This window comes from Bacillus sp. JFL15, from assembly GCF_001184225.1.
GTDB lineage: Bacteria > Bacillota > Bacilli > Bacillales > Bacillaceae > Bacillus > Bacillus siamensis.
Map to the genome: position 1 here is coordinate 1,496,064 of NZ_KQ236689.1, position 17,436 is coordinate 1,513,499.

17 protein-coding genes are annotated in these 17,436 nt (G+C 41.9%); 1 reads left to right on the forward strand and 16 read right to left on the reverse strand.

Features of this window, described 5'->3' with window-relative positions; genetic code table 11:
- Positions 1-238: 238 nt before the first annotated feature.
- From AD710_RS07485 to AD710_RS07550, 16 genes are all read right to left on the reverse strand, one after another.
- Positions 239-2,098, reverse strand: coding sequence for a UvrD-helicase domain-containing protein (locus AD710_RS07485; RefSeq protein WP_082197866.1), 1,860 nt, complete (start codon positions 2,096-2,098; stop codon positions 239-241).
- A 7-nt stretch (positions 2,099-2,105) separates the two neighbouring features.
- The gene (locus AD710_RS07490; protein WP_049627705.1) at positions 2,106-4,154 is read right to left on the reverse strand and encodes an ATP-dependent nuclease; all 2,049 of its coding nucleotides are present in this window, start codon (positions 4,152-4,154) and stop codon (positions 2,106-2,108) included.
- Between the two features lie 163 nt (positions 4,155-4,317).
- Positions 4,318-4,797, reverse strand: a complete 480-nt coding sequence (gene rlmH / locus AD710_RS07495; RefSeq protein ID WP_049627706.1) for a 23S rRNA (pseudouridine(1915)-N(3))-methyltransferase RlmH — start codon at positions 4,795-4,797, stop codon at positions 4,318-4,320.
- A 67-nt stretch (positions 4,798-4,864) separates the two neighbouring features.
- The gene (locus AD710_RS19035) at positions 4,865-5,035 is read right to left on the reverse strand and encodes a CxxH/CxxC protein (RefSeq protein WP_004393147.1); all 171 of its coding nucleotides are present in this window, start codon (positions 5,033-5,035) and stop codon (positions 4,865-4,867) included.
- Between the two features lie 153 nt (positions 5,036-5,188).
- Positions 5,189-5,359 carry a hypothetical protein gene (locus AD710_RS19810; RefSeq protein ID WP_004393146.1) on the reverse strand — a complete coding sequence of 57 codons (171 nt, stop codon included), beginning with the start codon at positions 5,357-5,359 and terminating at the stop codon, positions 5,189-5,191.
- 317 nt (positions 5,360-5,676) lie between these two features.
- Positions 5,677-6,372 (reverse strand): hypothetical protein, encoded by a 696-nt coding sequence (locus AD710_RS07505; protein WP_047477381.1) that lies wholly within the window; start codon positions 6,370-6,372, stop codon positions 5,677-5,679.
- 127 nt (positions 6,373-6,499) lie between these two features.
- Entirely contained in the window at positions 6,500-7,663 is a 1,164-nt protein-coding gene (locus tag AD710_RS07510; protein ID WP_049627708.1) for a hypothetical protein, read from the reverse strand.
- A 10-nt stretch (positions 7,664-7,673) separates the two neighbouring features.
- On the reverse strand, positions 7,674-8,423 hold the full coding sequence (locus tag AD710_RS07515; protein ID WP_049627709.1) for a YiiX/YebB-like N1pC/P60 family cysteine hydrolase: 750 nt from the start codon (positions 8,421-8,423) through the stop codon (positions 7,674-7,676).
- Between the two features lie 530 nt (positions 8,424-8,953).
- Positions 8,954-9,427, reverse strand: a complete 474-nt coding sequence (locus tag AD710_RS07520; RefSeq protein ID WP_016937383.1) for a GNAT family N-acetyltransferase — start codon at positions 9,425-9,427, stop codon at positions 8,954-8,956.
- 46 nt (positions 9,428-9,473) lie between these two features.
- Entirely contained in the window at positions 9,474-9,608 is a 135-nt protein-coding gene (locus AD710_RS20195) for a hypothetical protein (protein WP_007407881.1), read from the reverse strand.
- Entirely contained in the window at positions 9,595-10,710 is a 1,116-nt protein-coding gene (locus tag AD710_RS07525; protein ID WP_016937382.1) for a response regulator aspartate phosphatase, read from the reverse strand. The genes AD710_RS20195 and AD710_RS07525 overlap by 14 nt, the downstream gene beginning before the upstream one ends.
- A gap of 130 nt (positions 10,711-10,840) precedes the next feature.
- Positions 10,841-11,731 carry an arginase gene (gene rocF, locus AD710_RS07530; RefSeq protein ID WP_016937381.1) on the reverse strand — a complete coding sequence of 297 codons (891 nt, stop codon included), beginning with the start codon at positions 11,729-11,731 and terminating at the stop codon, positions 10,841-10,843.
- 73 nt (positions 11,732-11,804) lie between these two features.
- Positions 11,805-13,205 carry an amino acid permease gene (locus tag AD710_RS07535; RefSeq protein WP_016937380.1) on the reverse strand — a complete coding sequence of 467 codons (1,401 nt, stop codon included), beginning with the start codon at positions 13,203-13,205 and terminating at the stop codon, positions 11,805-11,807.
- A gap of 223 nt (positions 13,206-13,428) precedes the next feature.
- Complete coding sequence (locus AD710_RS07540) at positions 13,429-14,634, reverse strand: ornithine--oxo-acid transaminase (RefSeq protein WP_047477367.1); 1,206 nt, start codon at positions 14,632-14,634, stop codon at positions 13,429-13,431.
- Positions 14,635-14,864: 230 nt separating this feature from the next.
- Complete coding sequence (locus AD710_RS07545; protein WP_049627710.1) at positions 14,865-15,500, reverse strand: SdpI family protein; 636 nt, start codon at positions 15,498-15,500, stop codon at positions 14,865-14,867.
- Positions 15,497-15,784 (reverse strand): autorepressor SdpR family transcription factor, encoded by a 288-nt coding sequence (locus AD710_RS07550; RefSeq protein WP_047477365.1) that lies wholly within the window; start codon positions 15,782-15,784, stop codon positions 15,497-15,499. The genes AD710_RS07545 and AD710_RS07550 overlap by 4 nt, the downstream gene beginning before the upstream one ends.
- A gap of 204 nt (positions 15,785-15,988) precedes the next feature.
- Between AD710_RS07550 and AD710_RS07555 the strand changes: the two genes are divergently transcribed.
- Positions 15,989-17,374: a sigma-54 interaction domain-containing protein gene (locus AD710_RS07555; RefSeq protein ID WP_156187186.1), complete on the forward strand. Its 1,386-nt coding sequence runs from the start codon at positions 15,989-15,991 to the stop codon at positions 17,372-17,374.
- Positions 17,375-17,436 lie beyond the last annotated feature (62 nt).

The window sequence follows — 17,436 nt, forward strand, 5'->3', positions numbered from 1 at the left end:
GTCATTATCTATATATAGAAAACTTGAATTATATGTTGCATTTGTGTATTTCATTTTTAAAATGAAGAGTTTTTCATTGACAAAATTAGATTTCAACTAGACATCTGCTTAGTTTGTATCAAAAGGCACAACTTATAATTTGTTTTTTCTTTAATCAATTATAAAACCTCACTCACTTATGATAAGGCTCCCCTTAATGCATCTAAATGAGGTTTATCGGTATCAAGGTTTTAAATTATTAAAAGGTCAATTCGTCTACTGTTTTGGATGCTCTTAACATATCATAAAGTGGTGATATGTTCGTATTTTGACAAAAATCATTATCTCTAAGTTTTGAAAAAGTAAAATAAAGATATTTCTTAGCTCTAGATAAGCCTACAAAGAACGTACAAGTGTCTTCTTCTTCTTGGTTTGAATAAGTCCAAAATGCGTTGTCATCAAGCCCTACAAAAAATACTGCTTCATATTCTAGACCCTTACTTTTATGGATTGTCATAATAGGAATAGAAAAGCGCCCCTCGAAACTATCAATTGCTTCTTTCCAACTCCCTGTTTTTTGATAAAAGGCAAATAAATAATCTACTAGGCTATCTCGTACTTGATTAAGATATTCTCCCTGTGAATATTGAGGATAGAATTTTCTAATTTTATCTACCCTATAATAATCCATAATGTCTAGGAGGATTTTTCTAAATCCTTCTAGTTCACTAAGTTTATCTAATTCATCTTTGACCTTATTTAAAAACATCTTGAAGTCAAATAAAAGGTGATTGATTGTTTGATTTATTATGGAACCTTTTACTCCTGCTAATTCCATCTTGATGTCCCATATTTTTATCCAAGCATCACTGTTTTTTACGTCTATTGCTGATTTTAAAGTGTTGATTAATAAAATTATTAATTCTTCTTTTAGTAAATCCTGAAATAAAGTTTCATTCCTAGCTACTATATTATAGTTTTCCAACTCACTAATTATATCCTGAGAATATTTATCTACAGTTTGTTTAACAATAATACAAATCTCATTATATGGTGTTTCTAAGGAATAGATTAGTTCATTAATCTTAGTTGCAACAATTTGAGCTTCCTTTTGAGAATTTTCAAAATACCATATTTCTGATATCCCATCTTCAGTTGACCATCTTGAATTTGGAATAGGAGTAAATGGTTGATCTTGCAAATAATTATTCACAACTTTTTGTATTTCTAATAATCTAGGAGCTGATCTATGGTTCATAATTAAATTATATGGCGTTGCAGAAAAATCTTTTTTATAACATTCAAAGATGTCTTTCTTGGCACCCGCCCATACCATAATCCTTTGTCTATGATCTCCTACAGCAGTGAGTGAAATAGATGAACTTATAAAGCAAGTTTTAACTAAGTCATATTGAAGAGTAGTTGTATCTTGAAATTCATCTAAAAAAACATGACTATAAGTTTTTTGTAGTGATTTTAAAATCAAAGGATTGGTATTTAAAATGTATATAGACAATTGGCAAATCATTGGAAAGTTAAGTCTTGCAGAGCTCTCTTCATTACCTTTCAATAAGTAGTTCCATACATTTTTCAACAACTCATCATTTTTTATAGGAAGAGGTTGGCTATTTAAGTGCTTTAATAATACATTAACAAATTCATTTCTTTTCATTCCCTTACGTTGAAAAATACCAAATTTAGCATATGCTTTTACAATGTCATTATTACTTTTGTCGAAAAGACTATAGTTTAAATTCGGTCTGTATTCTATAGGTAATGCAGAAATAAAGCTGTCTAATATATTTTTAGCAAATGAATCGAATGTTTTGGAATTGAATCGAACAGCTAATTCTGAAGCAACCCTTAAATTAACTCTTTCTTTTAAATTTACTGCAGCATCTTTTTTAAAACTAATGGCTAATATTCGTTTTGGCTTTGGACAGCTATTAGTCTCTAAAAGAAAGCAAGCTTTTTGCGCTAATAATTCTGTCTTACCAGCTCCAGGTCCAGCAACTACTAATGAATTCTTAAGATTTTTCGTAGCAGATAGAGCATTTTGTTCAAGACTCAATCCACCATTTGGCACCCAACTATTAACTAACTCATTCAAAGTATCCATCCCCACTCTAAAGGTTTAAAATCTGTGTCGCTTTTTCTGCAATTCTTTGTATGACATCTGGAGTTGAATCTTTTAAATGCTGATCCTCAATAAGACTTAATGCTTGAAGGTGTGTTACAGGTTTTCCTCTTGTTAAGAAGAAATAGTTATACCAAATCATTAATTCCTTCTGTTCACTTGTATATGTATCCCCATTGCCACCATTTTCTTTTAATGTTTTTCTAACACTATCGTTTATTCTATCTATATATGCTGCTGTATTCTTATCGGCAGCTGAAAGTTTATGAATTCTTTTATTAGTTTTATCATCAATTGCTAGAAGGGGGCCTTCATTGTGTTTAAGAATCATTAAGTACTCATCTAAAAAGTTTTCTATCATCATAAAATCAATATCTATTGGATTTGAAAAGTACACATTATAGTTATTTAACAAATTTATCCAGCATGATAAATATTCCAATCCCTTTTCATCTAAGGACCACTCATGCATTTTTTCTAAATATTGATTTTCTAATATTTGTCCATTTTTCAAACGCAGTAATTTATTTCTGTCGACACCATTCTCGATTAATTGCTTAAGAGCATACTTAATTCTTCCCCAACCACCACCATTTCGTTCCCTATCTAAATCTAATAACGTGATAAATGGAATATCTAATTGGGTTAGTAATCTCCAAAAGTGATTTACATGTCTTCCTCCTAAGGGAACTACAGAAATTCCGGTTGAATCTAGATTATCGTTATATAAGGTAAGAAACTTAGGTAATAATATTTCTTCACTATCACCTTCACCTAATATTACTAAAGATGAAAAATAGAGCTCAGGATAGGCTTTTACAGCTTCTTTAACAAATTTAAATGCTTCATCATCCTTAGGCGGTAATAACACCTCTTTTACAACAGTTTTACTATTATTCTTTTCTATTCTTAAATGCCTAATTTGAATTGGATCTATTCTTTTTATAATAGAAGGGCTATGAGAAGTTATAATTATTTGAGCATTAGGTTTATCTCCTAAACTCTTAAGATTTTTTATTACTTTTCCCAACAAATGAGGGCTAACATGATTCTCAGGTTCTTCTACTAATACTATAGTTATCGCTGGTGGATCTATATTTAATATTCTACTTTCTTCCGTAACTTCCGAACTAATTTCTTCAATCGCTTTGTTTTCTAACTCTAATAAAGAATCAATTAAGGTTAAATAAAATAAAGATTTTAGTCCGTCTCCTAAATCAGAAACCTTAAATGCCTTTTCCGTATGAGATGGGGTAAATTCAACGTCTAACTTTTTTAATATACTTTCTAAATTGTTACTTCCGAATTTGATATTTGCATTGCTGTATCTTTGGTCATTATGGTAATTTTTCCATTGATCTGCAATTATTGATTTTACGGTTGAAATCCCCTGTTGATTAGCTACTTGAGTATCTAATAAATTAATTTTTTCTTTAATAGCTTCCTTGTCACTTTCTTTCCAATTAATTTGCTTGATAATTCGCCACAATATGGTTCCTGAAGCGTTTTTTAGCTGCTCTGATGGATTTCTAGCAGCAGGAACATAAATTACTTTAATTTTAGATTTATCATGCGCATTAATAGGTTTTAAATGTTCCTCGGAATTTTCACCTTCAGAGCACTGAATATAGTAATAACGATAGTCAACGCTTCCTTCAGGGTCATTGCTTTTTTGCCATGTTGCATGTAATTGGATTCTAATATAAGGATTACCACCCTCTTCTGAAACTATGAAATTTTCAAAGTAGATGGGAATTCCATAGTCATCAGGGTCACCGTTTTCTTTAAAAAACTCAAACTTTGCTTCGAGTTTAAAGTAATTACTTTCAACTTCTTCAGGAGTTTGATTATTTAACAAGTGAAAATCCGATCTTTTAATATTGGTGCTTTCGCCAAACAATTTTAAAATGGCGCTTAGTACAGTAGTTTTTCCAGCACTATTCGTACCAATTAGAGCTGTTAAATCCGAAATATTTATACTAGTTGGTTCAGGACCAAAACTTCTATAATTCTCAAGAGTTAGTTTAACTAATTTCACAAACACATCCCTCTCTTTCCTATAGTTGTTAATTTTACCACAAAAAAGCCAAAGATTATTGTATCAACAATCTTTGGTTTTGATTAAACCTGATTCACAGAAAATTTCTTACTATTATTTTAACATCTCAAAATAAATAATTTCTTTGATAATCAAAAACCACTCACTTATGATAAGGCTCCCCACGATTAATCCGAAACGCCCGATAAATCTGCTCTACAAGTATGAGACGCATCAACTGATGAGGAAAGGTCATCTTCGAAAATGACAGTTTGTCGTCTGCGCGTTTCATGACGGCATCGCTTAGGCCGAGTGAGCCGCCGATGACGAAGGTGATTTTGCTTTTTCCATAAGTCGCCAGCTCATCTATTGTATCGGCCAGTTCTTCGGATGTTTTCATTTTTCCTTCGATGGCGAGAGCGATGACGTGGCTGTCCGGGCTGATTTTGGCCAGGATGCGTTCGCCTTCTTTGTCTTTGACGATTTTCATGTCTTGGTCGCTCAGGTTTTCCGGAGCTTTTTCGTCCGGGAGTTCGATGATGTCGATTTTTGCGTAGGCTGAGAGTCGTTTTTTGTATTCTTCAATGCCTTGCTTGAGGTATTTTTCTTTTAGTTTTCCGATGGTCACAATATTGATATTCACAGGTCATCCCCACTTTAGAAATATATTGTCCACAATTGTGGATATCTTTTCTGTATTTTGTGTAGGATCATTCGTTCCCTACTAGATATGTTGCAGTGTCCCCACATAATTCACAGGCTGTGGATAAACTGTTAGTATGTTCGATTTTTCTGATTTCGGGCGGAAGCTCATGATCATCTATGTACATGTCCAGCACAGTTTCGATATGTTCTTCACAAGAATAATAAGCGGTTTTCATTGTTACATCCTCCGGTTTTCTTTTGCGCGCGGCAATTGTTCTCTTCTCAATATAACCTATTTATACACATGTTAGTAGTGCTTCGGGCTGAGTTTTATCCACAATTCGGCAAATCACGCGCAAAAAGAGCCGGCGTTTGCAGCATCCGGCTCTTTACGTGTTTTCTCTTTTTTCTAAGCGAAGGACGAACAGAATTCCTAATAGACACGCCAGCAGCGTACAGCATACATCAATCCAGTCCGGCTTTCCGCCGTTTAAAAAAGAGTTGGTTATCACGGAAACCAGGAGAATGGTTACAGTCACCGCGGCAAGCTTTTTCTTCATCGGCTCCCTCCTTCATCTGACTGTCTTCTGCTTTTACGGTGCAAATTCCTCTATTTCTATGTTCGGTCGGTTTTTTTCTTGTTATATAGCCTGATTATGAGAGTCACAACGATATATACAATCATAATCAATGTTCCGTTGCTCACATCAGGGTATCCAATCAACATATTCATTATGACAAAAACAATGGTTATACAAATGACGGACAACAATAAGAAGAGACTGAATGATTTCAAATGAACACCTTCTTTCTTGCAGTAACGTTTCATTATAAAAAGCTTACCAAAAGCGGCAAGCTCTTTTCAAATCTGCATATTTCAACCAAAGAATTGTTCGCAAATTTCTTTAGCACCTGCTTCGCCAACTCCATTTTCAATTGCTAAACATAAGGGCGAGCACACTACTGCGCCGACAGCACCTCCGACAGCCATACAAGCACCTGCACAAGCAATACTGGATCCCAGCCCCAGCATTTTTGTGACTAAATCGTTACAGGACTCCAATTTTGATTTTGCCGGAGATGCTTTTTTGACAGAGTTCAATAAAGCATTATTCCCCTTGCCTTTTAATCCATCTTGATTAAAATCTTCATTAATAATTTCTTTATCTCCAACTCTTAATTTGAAGTTTCCTTCTTTTTTTTCTTTGTCCCATTTTCCTATACCCTCTACTGATAAAACGATTTGCTTAGTGTTTAAATTAATATACCTCTGCGCAAATGAATGATTTTGCTGGTCTTCATAATGAACCAATGCAATCTTATGATCTTTATTATTTAAAACAGTTACAAAGACTTCTGTTTTATCCATATCCAAATCATCTCTGTCTTTGACGATATCCAAAGCTTTTTGTCTGTCTTTTTTACTGCCTTCAGACTTAATCGTTTTATCACAGACAGGGCATGTGATTTCATCCTTTATTGTCTTTGTACTAATAGCTTCTGTCACACCTGAAAAACTGAACATAAAAACAAAAATAACTACTCCCACAAACCATTTGAAACGTTTTTTCACTATATATCCTCCTTTTATTCAGTCTACTACTCTATATCCTGAAATGAGTACAAGTAAACCAATAAAAGGGTTTTTTGTTTATATAATCCAAAGTTTATATTTTCATTATGATGACTGCTTTTCCTTCTCAAAACCCATCCATCACCTGCACATCATACAGCTTGAGATGGCTTTTCGGCGTGATGATGTCTTTCAGGCTGGGGATGGTCCGGTCGTTTAGTTTTTTGCCTGTTTTCAGGTCGAAGGATTCAATTTTGGCGGGCTTTTTGTAGCTGTATGTGAACAGATACAGCTTTCCGTTTTGATGCGTCAGGTCTTTGAAGTCGGCCTTCATTCGTGATGCGGGGAGGGTGAAGGCCTTTTTGCTTTTCCCGGTCTCAGGGTTGATGCGGTAGACGGTTCCGAAGCCGTCAACGAAATAGAAGCTATGCTGCTCCATGAAAAAGCTTTTTTTGAAGCTGAACGGCATGGAGTCATAGATCGTCTGTTCGTCATTTTTATAAGCGGCGATGTCATATGTTTTGATAGTGCCGCTCTTTCTCATAACTTTCACCATTTGGTAGATGTGTTCTGCTTTTTCCCCTCTGGTGACAAAGCAGACGGCGCCGTCGTCCGCGGCGAGCTGGGATTCGACTGACGTGCCTTCTTTATACGTCCATGTCGCGATGGATTTTGTATGGAGCTTTTCTTTATCGGCCTGAATGTCTTGTATGTGATAGCCTTTTTCGTCATCTGTCGGCGTGAGCGCGAAAAGATGATCTTTAAAATAGCCTGAGGCGCGGATATAGTGCGGGATGACGTTTTGCTTCCACCTGCCGTCAATCTGGCGGTACAGCTCTGAGCGGTAGCTGCCGCCGCTCTTGTCGTAGCCCGAATTGTACAGCGTGTAAAAGCCTTTCGTCCGTTCGATATATCCCGCGCTGTCTCCCGTATGCTGATACGTTCTTTTATATGTGTGAAGACCATTTTGAACGGTGTAGATTCCTTTTTTGTCCTCCAGCAGCACGCTGCCGTCATGCACTTTGGCCGATCCGAGCTCAAGCCCCTTCATTTGATAAGAAGAGAGCCGCCCCTTTTTATCGGCGAAGAGGGCATAGCTTTTTCCGCCGCCGAACGTGTCTTGGTCAGCCGCAGTGGAGAAATACAGCAGCGCTTCTTTATTTTTCAGAAAATCAGGGTCATTTAATGTTTCCCTATCAACCTCCGCAGGCTCTTCCGTGCGGAAATAGAAGAAGCATAAGACCGCTGCGGCAAGGATGAGCACTAAGGGTATCCAGATGATTTTTTTCACGTTGTTCTCCTTAGCGAATGGTCAGAATCGTGGCCGTGTAAGACGAGCTTGTGATGTCGCGCGGATATACGCCTAAGCCGCCGTTAGAGTCAATATCGATTCCGGCTTTTAAAAGAAATGCCGACCACAGCAGTTTTGAGCAGTTTTTGGCGCCTTCATGGCCCGTATTTCTGTTATTGACGAAGTTGAAGGAGTATTCATCACCCACTCTTGATACAGCCCAGTCAGCGGCGGCTTGTTTTTGGGCATCAGTGACTTTCACGGTCTGGACGATTGAATTGTCTTCGACTTCTCTTCCGTTATAAGCAATCTGGCGGACGCCGTCTCCCGGCACGGATTCGACAATTTTATCAGCGGATGAATACATGCCGACATGCCCGTGGTTGTAAAAAGCCGTGTATGAGTTCGTGTAATAAATATTGCCTTTTGTGCTTTTCGGAAGTTTTTTTGTGCCTGATGATCCGCCCATTGCAGAGAGTCCGTCTTTGGAAGCGATTACATTTCCTTGCACCTTATCTGCTGTGATTTCTTGATGAAACTGCTTGAGAACCGCTTCTGTTGAAACGTGCTTCTGCTCGGCAAGCTCTTTGGCGGATCGGAGAACGTCTTGCGGGGTTGTGCCCTGCTGAAGCTCTGCGATTTCTTTTGCGTAGCGGGCTGCTTCTGTTTCTTTCGCTTTGACATTCGTACCGGAGAACGACAGAACCATGGTGAACGACAGGGCAAACGGGAGGACAGCTTTGAACAGCTTTTTACACATATTACTTCGCCTCTTTTCTCAAAGTATAATTTTTCCACATTTGCATTATATGACGGAATTGCGATAAAAAAATATAAAATTTACAGATTTTTAAAAATTTTATAACAATAGTAAAAAATATGCATAATCGTCTTTTATCAAATACATAACAATCGGGTCGTTGCGGTTTCCTCATTGAGGTTAGGGTGCATGGGCATGCAGGAAGGACTACGGCAGCCAGAGTGAGTCATGCCGTTCATCTCGGGGGGGTGATCAATGTGGATAGGATCGAATAAAGAGCTTGTCGGAAAAGCACCTTTATGATCTGCATAGGTTGATCCGCGGGTGACGATTGAAGAGACCGTCGGCGCCATGAAGGAGGACGGCTGATCAGAGGCGTCCCCCTGCCGTGAGCTCGGTAAAGGCGGATCAGCTTGATGCCGATGAAACGCCGCGATTTCATTTAGCTGCCAATACGGAGCCCGTCCAAAAACTTACCGCCATTGCCCGGGAAATGAATAACAAAAGAGGCCCATCGTGCGGGCCTCTTTTCATGACAGCTTTTTGCTCATAATCACATCGGTCTCCAGGAATCCCGTCTTCTCATACAGCTTCCGCGCCGTTTCGTTATGAGCGAATACATGGAGAGAAATCTTGCGGACACCCAGATCTTTGGCTTTGTCCTCCAGCCTTGCGAGTGCCTCTTTTGCATAGCCTTTGCCGCGGAAGGGCGGATGAAGGCCGAAATCATAAATAAATGCGTCGTGCTGCGGGTGATCCGGATCGGCGTGCAGCCAAAGCCAGCCGGCATTTTCCTTACCGTCTAATGTCAGCGTCCATAAATAGTGATCGGCCGTTTCCAGGCCGTCAGGAAGCAGGTCTTCAAACGCCAGCTCCGCTAATTCCGGCGCTTCATCAGGCAGCCACGTTCCTGCTTTTACCTTATCTTCAGCGTAATGCTTTGTTGAATGAGCGAGATAGGACTGAAATTCTTGTCCTGTCATCGGCTGCAGCGTGATAGCCATTGAATCACTCCTTACAAAACACAGACTGAAAGCGGTTCATGAAGTATTATCCGAAGGCTCCGTTTTCCGCCGGTTTTATGATTTGTTCGGCTTGTGCCGTTGAACCAGTTTGCGCAAATAATCCAATCGAAATGAGACTTGCTAAAGCTGCTGAGAGTACAATGAATTTACATGTTTTCATTACGAATCCCCTCCGTCAATCTCAAAATTTGGTCATTGGCATCAATTGATTCCTGAAAATACTTCGCCGCCAGTTTGTAATTCTCCTGTTTTTTAAAATGCGTTGCGGCTTGATACGATAAATCGGAAACGTCACTCCACAGCTCTTTCCTTCTTAACTCGGCGAAAGCTGATTCAAGCGCTTCTTCACTGTGGTCAATAAATACATGCTGTAAGATGCGCAGCTTTTGGGTATATACGGGCTCGTTTTTGTCTTCTGCGGCATTCAGCGCTTTATGCAGCCAAAACCGGCCCTCATCCGTCTGTTCCTGCTTCAATAATACTCTGGCCAGCATGTACAGACTCCGCACCGAATACGCTGATCGCAAATGCTCCTTTTGATCGAGAGCCATTTCAAATTCGACTCGCGCCTCCTCCAATTTCTCCTGTCTTTCATAGCAAATGCCTGCGTTAAAGTGGGCAAGCGCTTCAATGTGCGGATCGCCCGCTTTGGCGGCTTGATGGACTGCCGTCTGCAGGAGCTCTTCAGCTTTCTGGTAGTGAAACAGGTCCATTCTGTTACAGCCGATCACCATTAAACACTGTGCTTCTCTGACCGCGTACATTTCGTTCGCTTTGTAGATCTCTAATGCTTTTTCCGCATGGTTCATCGCAAAGTAGTTTTGGCGGATTTCATAATAGGCAATCGCCACTTGATAATTAAACTCGGCTCTTTCAATCTCATTCGGTATGTGCCGGAGCCTGCTTTCAGCAATCCGGTAAAAATTAATGGCGTTCATGAACCGTTTTTGGTAAAACTCGTGCATTCCGGAAAAAAAGTAATAATAGTATTGAATCATCTGGTCTGTTTTTTCTTTATCGGCGGTCAGCTGGATCGTTTTTAAAATGCCGTCTGTTTTCTCATACTCTTCCATCAAAAGCTTATAGCGGGAATCAATTAAATTAAAATAAAGGAGCACCGTTTGATTTTGTGTCATATTTTGCAGATCTGTAAGCAGTTGTTCTCTTAATGCCTCAGCCGATTCGGTGTTGTGCTTTTTGATTTCTTCATACCAGTCACTGATTTTTTTCGCAACAGTTTCGTGGGCCATCACCTCAGCCATCTGTCAGGACACCTCCCTTTCCCATTTTGTGTAATAAATATATCATATTTACAGGGTCAAAAAGAGGGTGACAGCCTGCTAGTTTCCTCGTGGCAACAAAAAAACCTCCGCAGGTGCGGAGGCGCATATTTTATAATAGTTTTTTTCCCAACAAAGATTCCACCAGCTCAACCGCTGTTTTGCCGGTTTTGTTTTTGTGATCGAGAATCGGGTTGACTTCGACAAATTCAGCTGAGGTGATAATGTCGGCATCATGCAGCATTTCCATTGCCAAATGGCTTTCACGGTAGCTGATGCCGCCGACGACAGGCGTCCCTACGCCGGGCGCGTCGCTCGGATCGAGGCCGTCGAGATCAAGGCTGAGGTGAACGCCGTCACAGTCTGACAGGTAGTCAATGGTTTCTTCAATAACCTTCGTCATGCCGAGGCGGTCAATCTCATGCATCGTATAGACCTTCATGCCTGTTTCCTTAATGTATTCACGCTCGCCTTCGTCAAGCGATCTCGCGCCGATGATGACGACGTTTTCCGGCTTGATTTTCGGGGCATAGCCGCCCAGGTTCACCAATGTGTCGTGCCCGACGCCGAGGCTGACGGCCAGCGGCATTCCGTGAATATTGCCTGACGGCGATGTTTCCAGCGTGTTTAAATCGCCGTGCGCATCGTACCAGATGACGCCGAGCTGTTTATAGTGCTTGGCCGTTCCTGTCAGCGTTCCGATCGCGATGCTGTGATCGCCGCCCAAGACGAGTGGGAACCGCTCATTCTCAATGACGCTGTCCACCTTGTGGGCGAGCTGCTCGTTCCCCGAAAGCACAGAGTTCAGATTTTTCAGCTCTTCATCATTTTTGAGTTTTTCACGATTGACGGGGATGTCGCCTAAGTCTTCCACCGCATACCCCATGTCAGATAACCGTTCAATGAGATGCGCGTAGCGGATGGCGCTCGGGCCCATGTCCACTCCGCGTCGTGCTTGTCCTAAATCCATCGGCATTCCAATAACTGAGATATTCTTGTTCATCCGTTTTTCCACCTCAACATGTTGTATGTTGTCCTGTGCGGGTTTCTCAAAGATGACTTGGACACGAAAAGATTTAAAGCTCTATCTGTTTTTCTGACTGTTTATGCTTTTTTACATACAGATGATAGACGATAACGCACACCGCCATGAACGGGATGCCGCAATAAAGGGCGAGCCGCTGTTCTGAATCAAATGCGAGACTGATCAGAACGACCGTATTTAACGTCAGCCCGACAATAGGCAGCACCGGGTACAGCGGTGTTTTAAACTTAAGGTCTTTCACTTTGCCGCCTTCGCGGATGTATTTCCGTCTGAACATCAGCTGCGACAGAGAAATCGTAATCCAGCCGACCTGCGCGCTTAGTCCGGCTAATGATAAAAGAAACATATAAACGGTTTCCGGCGCTGCCACTTTAGACAGCAGCGACAGGCAGGCGACGGCCAGCGTCACAATCAGCGCGTTCATCGGCACGCCGCGTTTATTTGTTTTGCCGAGCGCTTTAAAAGCTTGTCCTTCGTTCGCCATGGCATATAGGATACGCGTCGATGCAAACAGGCCTGAGTTGGCCACTGACAGCAGCGCAATTAAGATAACAAAGTTCATGATATCAGCGGCATACGGGATTCCGATTTGTTCAAACACCACGACAAACGGGCTTTCGACCACTCCCGCCTGCTTCCACGGAATCATGCCGGCAATGACGATGATAGAGAGAACGAAGAAGACAAGCGTTCTCCATACCGTCTGCCGGATAGAGCGCGGAATCGTTTTCTCGGGGTCTTCACTTTCTCCCGCGGCAACCCCGATCAGCTCCGTTCCCTGGAACGCGAAGTTTACGGTAATCATCGTAACAAGCATCGCCTTCATGCCGTTCGGAAACAATCCATCCTCATAAAAATGAGAGAAGAAAGGTGCCTGCTCGCCGTGTTTCAGATCGATCAGGCCGAACATGGCGGCGCCTCCCAAAATAATAAACAGCAGAATGACTAAAATTTTAATGCCGGAAAACCAAAATTCCGACTCAGCGAACGCTTTTGTGGTAATGGCGTTCAAAAGAAACATCAGCCCGACAAACACGAGGCACCACACCCATACGGGAACATGCGGAAACCAGCGGAGCATCAATTGTCCCGCAGATAAAAACTCAATGGCGCATGTCACCGCCCAGCCGAGCCAGTACAGCCAGCCGAATGCGAAACCGAAAGCGGGGCTGATAAATTTGGTGGCGTACGTCTGAAACGACCCTGAAACGGGAAGGGCAACCGCAAGCTCGCCTAAGCAGAGCATTGTCAAAAACATAATAAAACCGCCGACCAGATAAGACAGAACCGCGCCCAGCGGTCCCGCCTGGTTGATTGTATATCCGGTACTCAGGAAAAACCCGGTGCCGATTACTCCGCCCAATGAAATCATAAACAAATGGCGCGATTTCATTGTGCGCTGAAGCTGATTCTCTTTTTGATTTGTATTCACTATTCTGCACCCCTTCAGCAACTTGTATTGGAACCAAGCCGGTGCTTTGAAACCGATTTGCTGTCCAAAGAGCCTCTATTTGTATATGAAAGTTATATGAAATTCATTTTCGTACATAAAGATACATTATACTAAAATACTGTCGCCGCGCAAATAGAGTGTGCTGAATTTTTTATTTGTTAATTCCATACAAGCTGAGGGAAAGCGTTTCCACATCAAGTTTTTACGCGTTTTGAAGCACGTTTGTGATCTTTTGGACCGCCCAGTCCAAGTCTTCCTTGGAAATCATTAACGGCGGTGCAAAACGGATCACGGTATCATGTGTTTCTTTGCATAAAAGCCCTTCGCCTTTCAGCTTTTCACAGTACGGGCGGGCCGCTTCAGTCAGTTCGACGCCGATAAACAGGCCGCGTCCGCGCACGTCTTTTATGATCGGGTTATCGATTTTCTCAAGCTCTTCTTTAAAATACCGGCCAAGCTGAAGGGAACGCTCTGCCAGTCCTTCTTCCTCAAGGACTTCAAGAGATGCGAGCGATACCGCGCAAGCGAGCGGGTTTCCGCCGAATGTCGAGCCGTGGGAACCCGGATTAAACACGCCGAGAATATCACGGTTCGCCGCGATGCACGAAATCGGGAAAACGCCGCCGCCGAGTGCTTTGCCCAAGATAAACATATCCGGTACGATATTTTCCCAGTCAACCGCGAATGTTTTCCCTGTCCGGCCGAGTCCCGTCTGAATTTCATCAGCAATCAGGAGCACATTTTCTTCCTTACAAATAGCGGCCGCTTCTTGTAAAAATCCTTCCGGCGGAATGACGATGCCCGCTTCTCCCTGAATCGGTTCGAATAAGAAAGCGGCTGTGTTCGGCGTAATCGCCCGGCGCAGCGCTTCCGCGTCTCCGTATGGAATTAATTTTATACCCGGAAGCATAGGCCCGAAACCGCGTTTATACTCATCTTCTGAAGAAAGGGATACCGCAAGCATCGTTCTGCCGTGGAAGTTGCCGATACACGCAATGATTTCCGCCTGATTATCTTCTACTCCTTTGACCTCATATGCCCAGCGTCTCGCCGCTTTGACAGCGGATTCAACAGCTTCCGCCCCCGTATTCATCGGCAGAATCATATCTTTTCCCGTCAGCTTGGCTGTTTTCTCATAAAACGGGCCGAGCTGATCGTTATGGAACGCGCGTGACGTCAAAGTGATTTTATCCGCCTGATCCTTCAGCGCCTGAATAATCTTCGGATGTCTGTGTCCCTGGTTCACGGCAGAATAAGCACTGAGCATATCCATATATTGATTGCCTTCAGGGTCTTTTACCCAAACACCCTGCGCTTCAGAAATAACGATCGGAAGAGGATGGTAGTTGTTCGCACCGTAATGTGAAGTTTGGCTGATAATCTCTTGAGATTTTGTGAAAGCTGACATAATCTGATTCCCCCTTGTTTTGTATATCATTCAACATAAGATCTTGCTTTCCCTTTTTATAAAGCAAGTTCCGTGCCAATCCGAAAAAACGGGATATTTCGCCAGCATTCTTTCTCTTCCTGCAAAATTTTCCGGCAGTTTGCGTGCAAACTTCAGCCAAGCGCAAAATTTTTTTGCGTTTCCCGCTGACAAAATAGGAGCAATCCAATTAGATTGCTCCCATTCAACCGTTATTTATTCAATTGTCTCTGATATACAATGTAAGAATATAGTAAGGATAATATGATACAGCCGATTGCGGCAATGAAAATGACTGACACTCTATACACTGGCGGCAAAAAAGCTGCAAGCATCATGATAATGCCCGCTAAGACAAAAATTTTCGAACTGACCCTGTGTGTATCCTTCCAAACTCTTTCACTGCTCAGCGTCCAAGGCGTTCTTATCCCCAAAAAGAAATTAGGCTTAACGATCTGAATAAAGTTTCCAAACACAATGAAAATGACTCCCACTATAAAGTTTCCTAAATAAGATATAGGGAGATCATATCCCAGTCCGGTCAAGATGGTCATCAGATTAATGACAAACAGAACCGCAAACATTGTATTAAATATAGCCATATATGGCCGGATAAATGTGTTGTAGTTATTTTTAGGATCAATCTTAGGGATGATAGCCATTAAAATATATAGAATCATCATTATGCCAATAAGCATCATCATCGCATTAGCTTTCGTTTGGTAACCATTTGCACTTCCGTTTAATCCCCAGTGTGTCGCCAAAATGTCCGGTAAAGATGAATATGTGAAAACCCATGTTAAAACAGTTAAAACAATGATTCCTGCCGAAAAGAGATATTTTTTCATGATTCCCCGCCTTTCTTATTATCATGTTCTGAATCAGCCAAAGAAAAGAACCAGCCTATAAGATCCTGTAATACAGTGGTATTTAATGAGTACATAATGAATTGGCCTTTCCTCTCATCGTGAACCAGATCAGTATTTTTCAATATGTTAAGGTGATGAGAAATACTGGGTTTTGACATTTCGAAGTGCTCCGCAATTTCTCCAGCTGTCATATCTTGTTTTTTTAATAAATCCAAAATTCTTCTCCTTGTAGGATCGGCTAGTGCTTTAAATGCTTTATTCAAGAATGTTCCCCCTCTCATACATACATGATTTAGATATTTAAGTATATATCTAAATATCAACCATTTCCCTAAAAAAGTCAATGGTTTTATTACCTTAATTACCATTTATTTTAAAATATCAGCCGAGCGCAACATTTTTTTGCGTTTCATAATCAATTTATTTTAAAATAATGAATGTTACGACGATTGGGAGGGGGAATTGACCTGTACACAACCAGCGAATTTTTCACACTCGTGTTACAAAGCATTCTGGAAGAGATTGATGTCGGGCTGCATGTGGTGGACGAAAAGGGCAGCACCGTCATTTACAATAAGAAAATGATGCAGATTGAAGATATGGATGAACGGGACGTCCTGCATAAAAACCTGACTGATGTATTTATGTTTTCCAGTCAGCAGGACAGCACACTCGTCCAAGCCCTTCAGGAAGGCAAAACGATTAAAAATGTAAAGCAAAGCTATTTCAATAACAAAGGCCAGGAAATCACGACGATCAACCACACCTTCCCGATTGTGCAAAACGGCGAGATCAAAGGCGCCGTGGAGATCGCCAAAGACGTCACCAAGCTCGAACGGCTGATCAGGGAGAATATGCACAGAAAAGAACAAAACAGCTACACGTTTGACAGCATTCTCGGCAGCAGCCCGGTTATCCGGGAAGTCATCGAAAACGCGAAACGGGCAACCCGCACCTCATCATCCGTGCTTTTGGCCGGTGAGACGGGAACGGGCAAGGAACTGTTCGCCCAAAGCATTCACAACGGCAGCCAGCGCTCAGGCGCCCCGTTCATATCACAAAACTGCGCCGCCCTGCCGGACAGTCTGGTCGAAAGTATTTTATTCGGCACGAAAAAAGGCGCCTTTACCGGAGCCATCGACCAGCCGGGCTTATTCGAGCAGGCGCAGGGAGGCACCCTTCTCCTTGATGAGATCAATTCTCTCAATCTCAGCCTGCAGGCAAAGCTGCTCCGCGCCCTTCAGGAAAAGAAAATCAGGCGCATCGGATCAGCGCAGGACAAACCGATCGACGTCCGCATCATCGCCACGATGAATGAAGACCCGATCACCGCCATTTCAGAAGAGCGGCTGCGCAAAGATTTATACTACCGATTAAGCGTTGTCACGCTGATTATTCCGCCGCTCCGGGAGCGCAAAGAAGACATTCTGCCTCTGGCCGAAGTCTTTATCCAGAAAAACAATCACCTGTTCCAAATGCATGTCGATTCGATCAGTGACGATGTACAGCAATTCTTCCTGGAATATGACTGGCCGGGCAACATTCGCGAGCTTGAACATATGATTGAAGGCGCCATGAACTTTATGACGGATGAAACGACGATTACGGCGGCCCACCTTCCTTATCAGTACCGCATGAAAATCAAACCGGCTGACACGGACGCCAAAGCCGCCGCAAGCACCCAGCCCGGCACTGATTTAAAAGATAAAATGGAGAACTTCGAAAAATATATGATCGAAAAGACCCTGAGAAAACACGGCAATAACATATCCAAAACGGCAAACGAGCTCGGAATCAGCAGACAAAGCCTGCAATACCGCCTGAAAAAATTCGGTCTGGACCGGATGAAATGAATCCAACTGAAAAAAGGCTGAGATGCTCCTCAGCCTTTCGTCAGGTTATGTCTGATTGGCGA

Excerpts from the sequence above, each read along its gene's own strand:
- AD710_RS20195 (WP_007407881.1), bottom strand. The coding sequence starts at position 9,608 with ATGAAAACATGTAAATTCATTGTACTCTCAGCAGCTTTAGCAAGTCTC.
- AD710_RS19035 (WP_004393147.1), bottom strand. The coding sequence starts at position 5,035 with ATGAAAACCGCTTATTATTCTTGTGAAGAACATATCGAAACTGTGCTG.
- AD710_RS07520 (WP_016937383.1), bottom strand. The coding sequence starts at position 9,427 with ATGGCTATCACGCTGCAGCCGATGACAGGACAAGAATTTCAGTCCTAT.
- AD710_RS07515 (WP_049627709.1), bottom strand. The coding sequence starts at position 8,423 with ATGTGTAAAAAGCTGTTCAAAGCTGTCCTCCCGTTTGCCCTGTCGTTC.
- AD710_RS07545 (WP_049627710.1), bottom strand. The coding sequence starts at position 15,500 with ATGAAAAAATATCTCTTTTCGGCAGGAATCATTGTTTTAACTGTTTTA.
- AD710_RS07485 (WP_082197866.1), bottom strand. The coding sequence starts at position 2,098 with ATGGATACTTTGAATGAGTTAGTTAATAGTTGGGTGCCAAATGGTGGA.
- AD710_RS07525 (WP_016937382.1), bottom strand. The coding sequence starts at position 10,710 with ATGGCTGAGGTGATGGCCCACGAAACTGTTGCGAAAAAAATCAGTGAC.
- rocF (WP_016937381.1), bottom strand. The coding sequence starts at position 11,731 with ATGAACAAGAATATCTCAGTTATTGGAATGCCGATGGATTTAGGACAA.
- AD710_RS19810 (WP_004393146.1), bottom strand. The coding sequence starts at position 5,359 with ATGAAGAAAAAGCTTGCCGCGGTGACTGTAACCATTCTCCTGGTTTCC.
- AD710_RS07540 (WP_047477367.1), bottom strand. The coding sequence starts at position 14,634 with ATGTCAGCTTTCACAAAATCTCAAGAGATTATCAGCCAAACTTCACAT.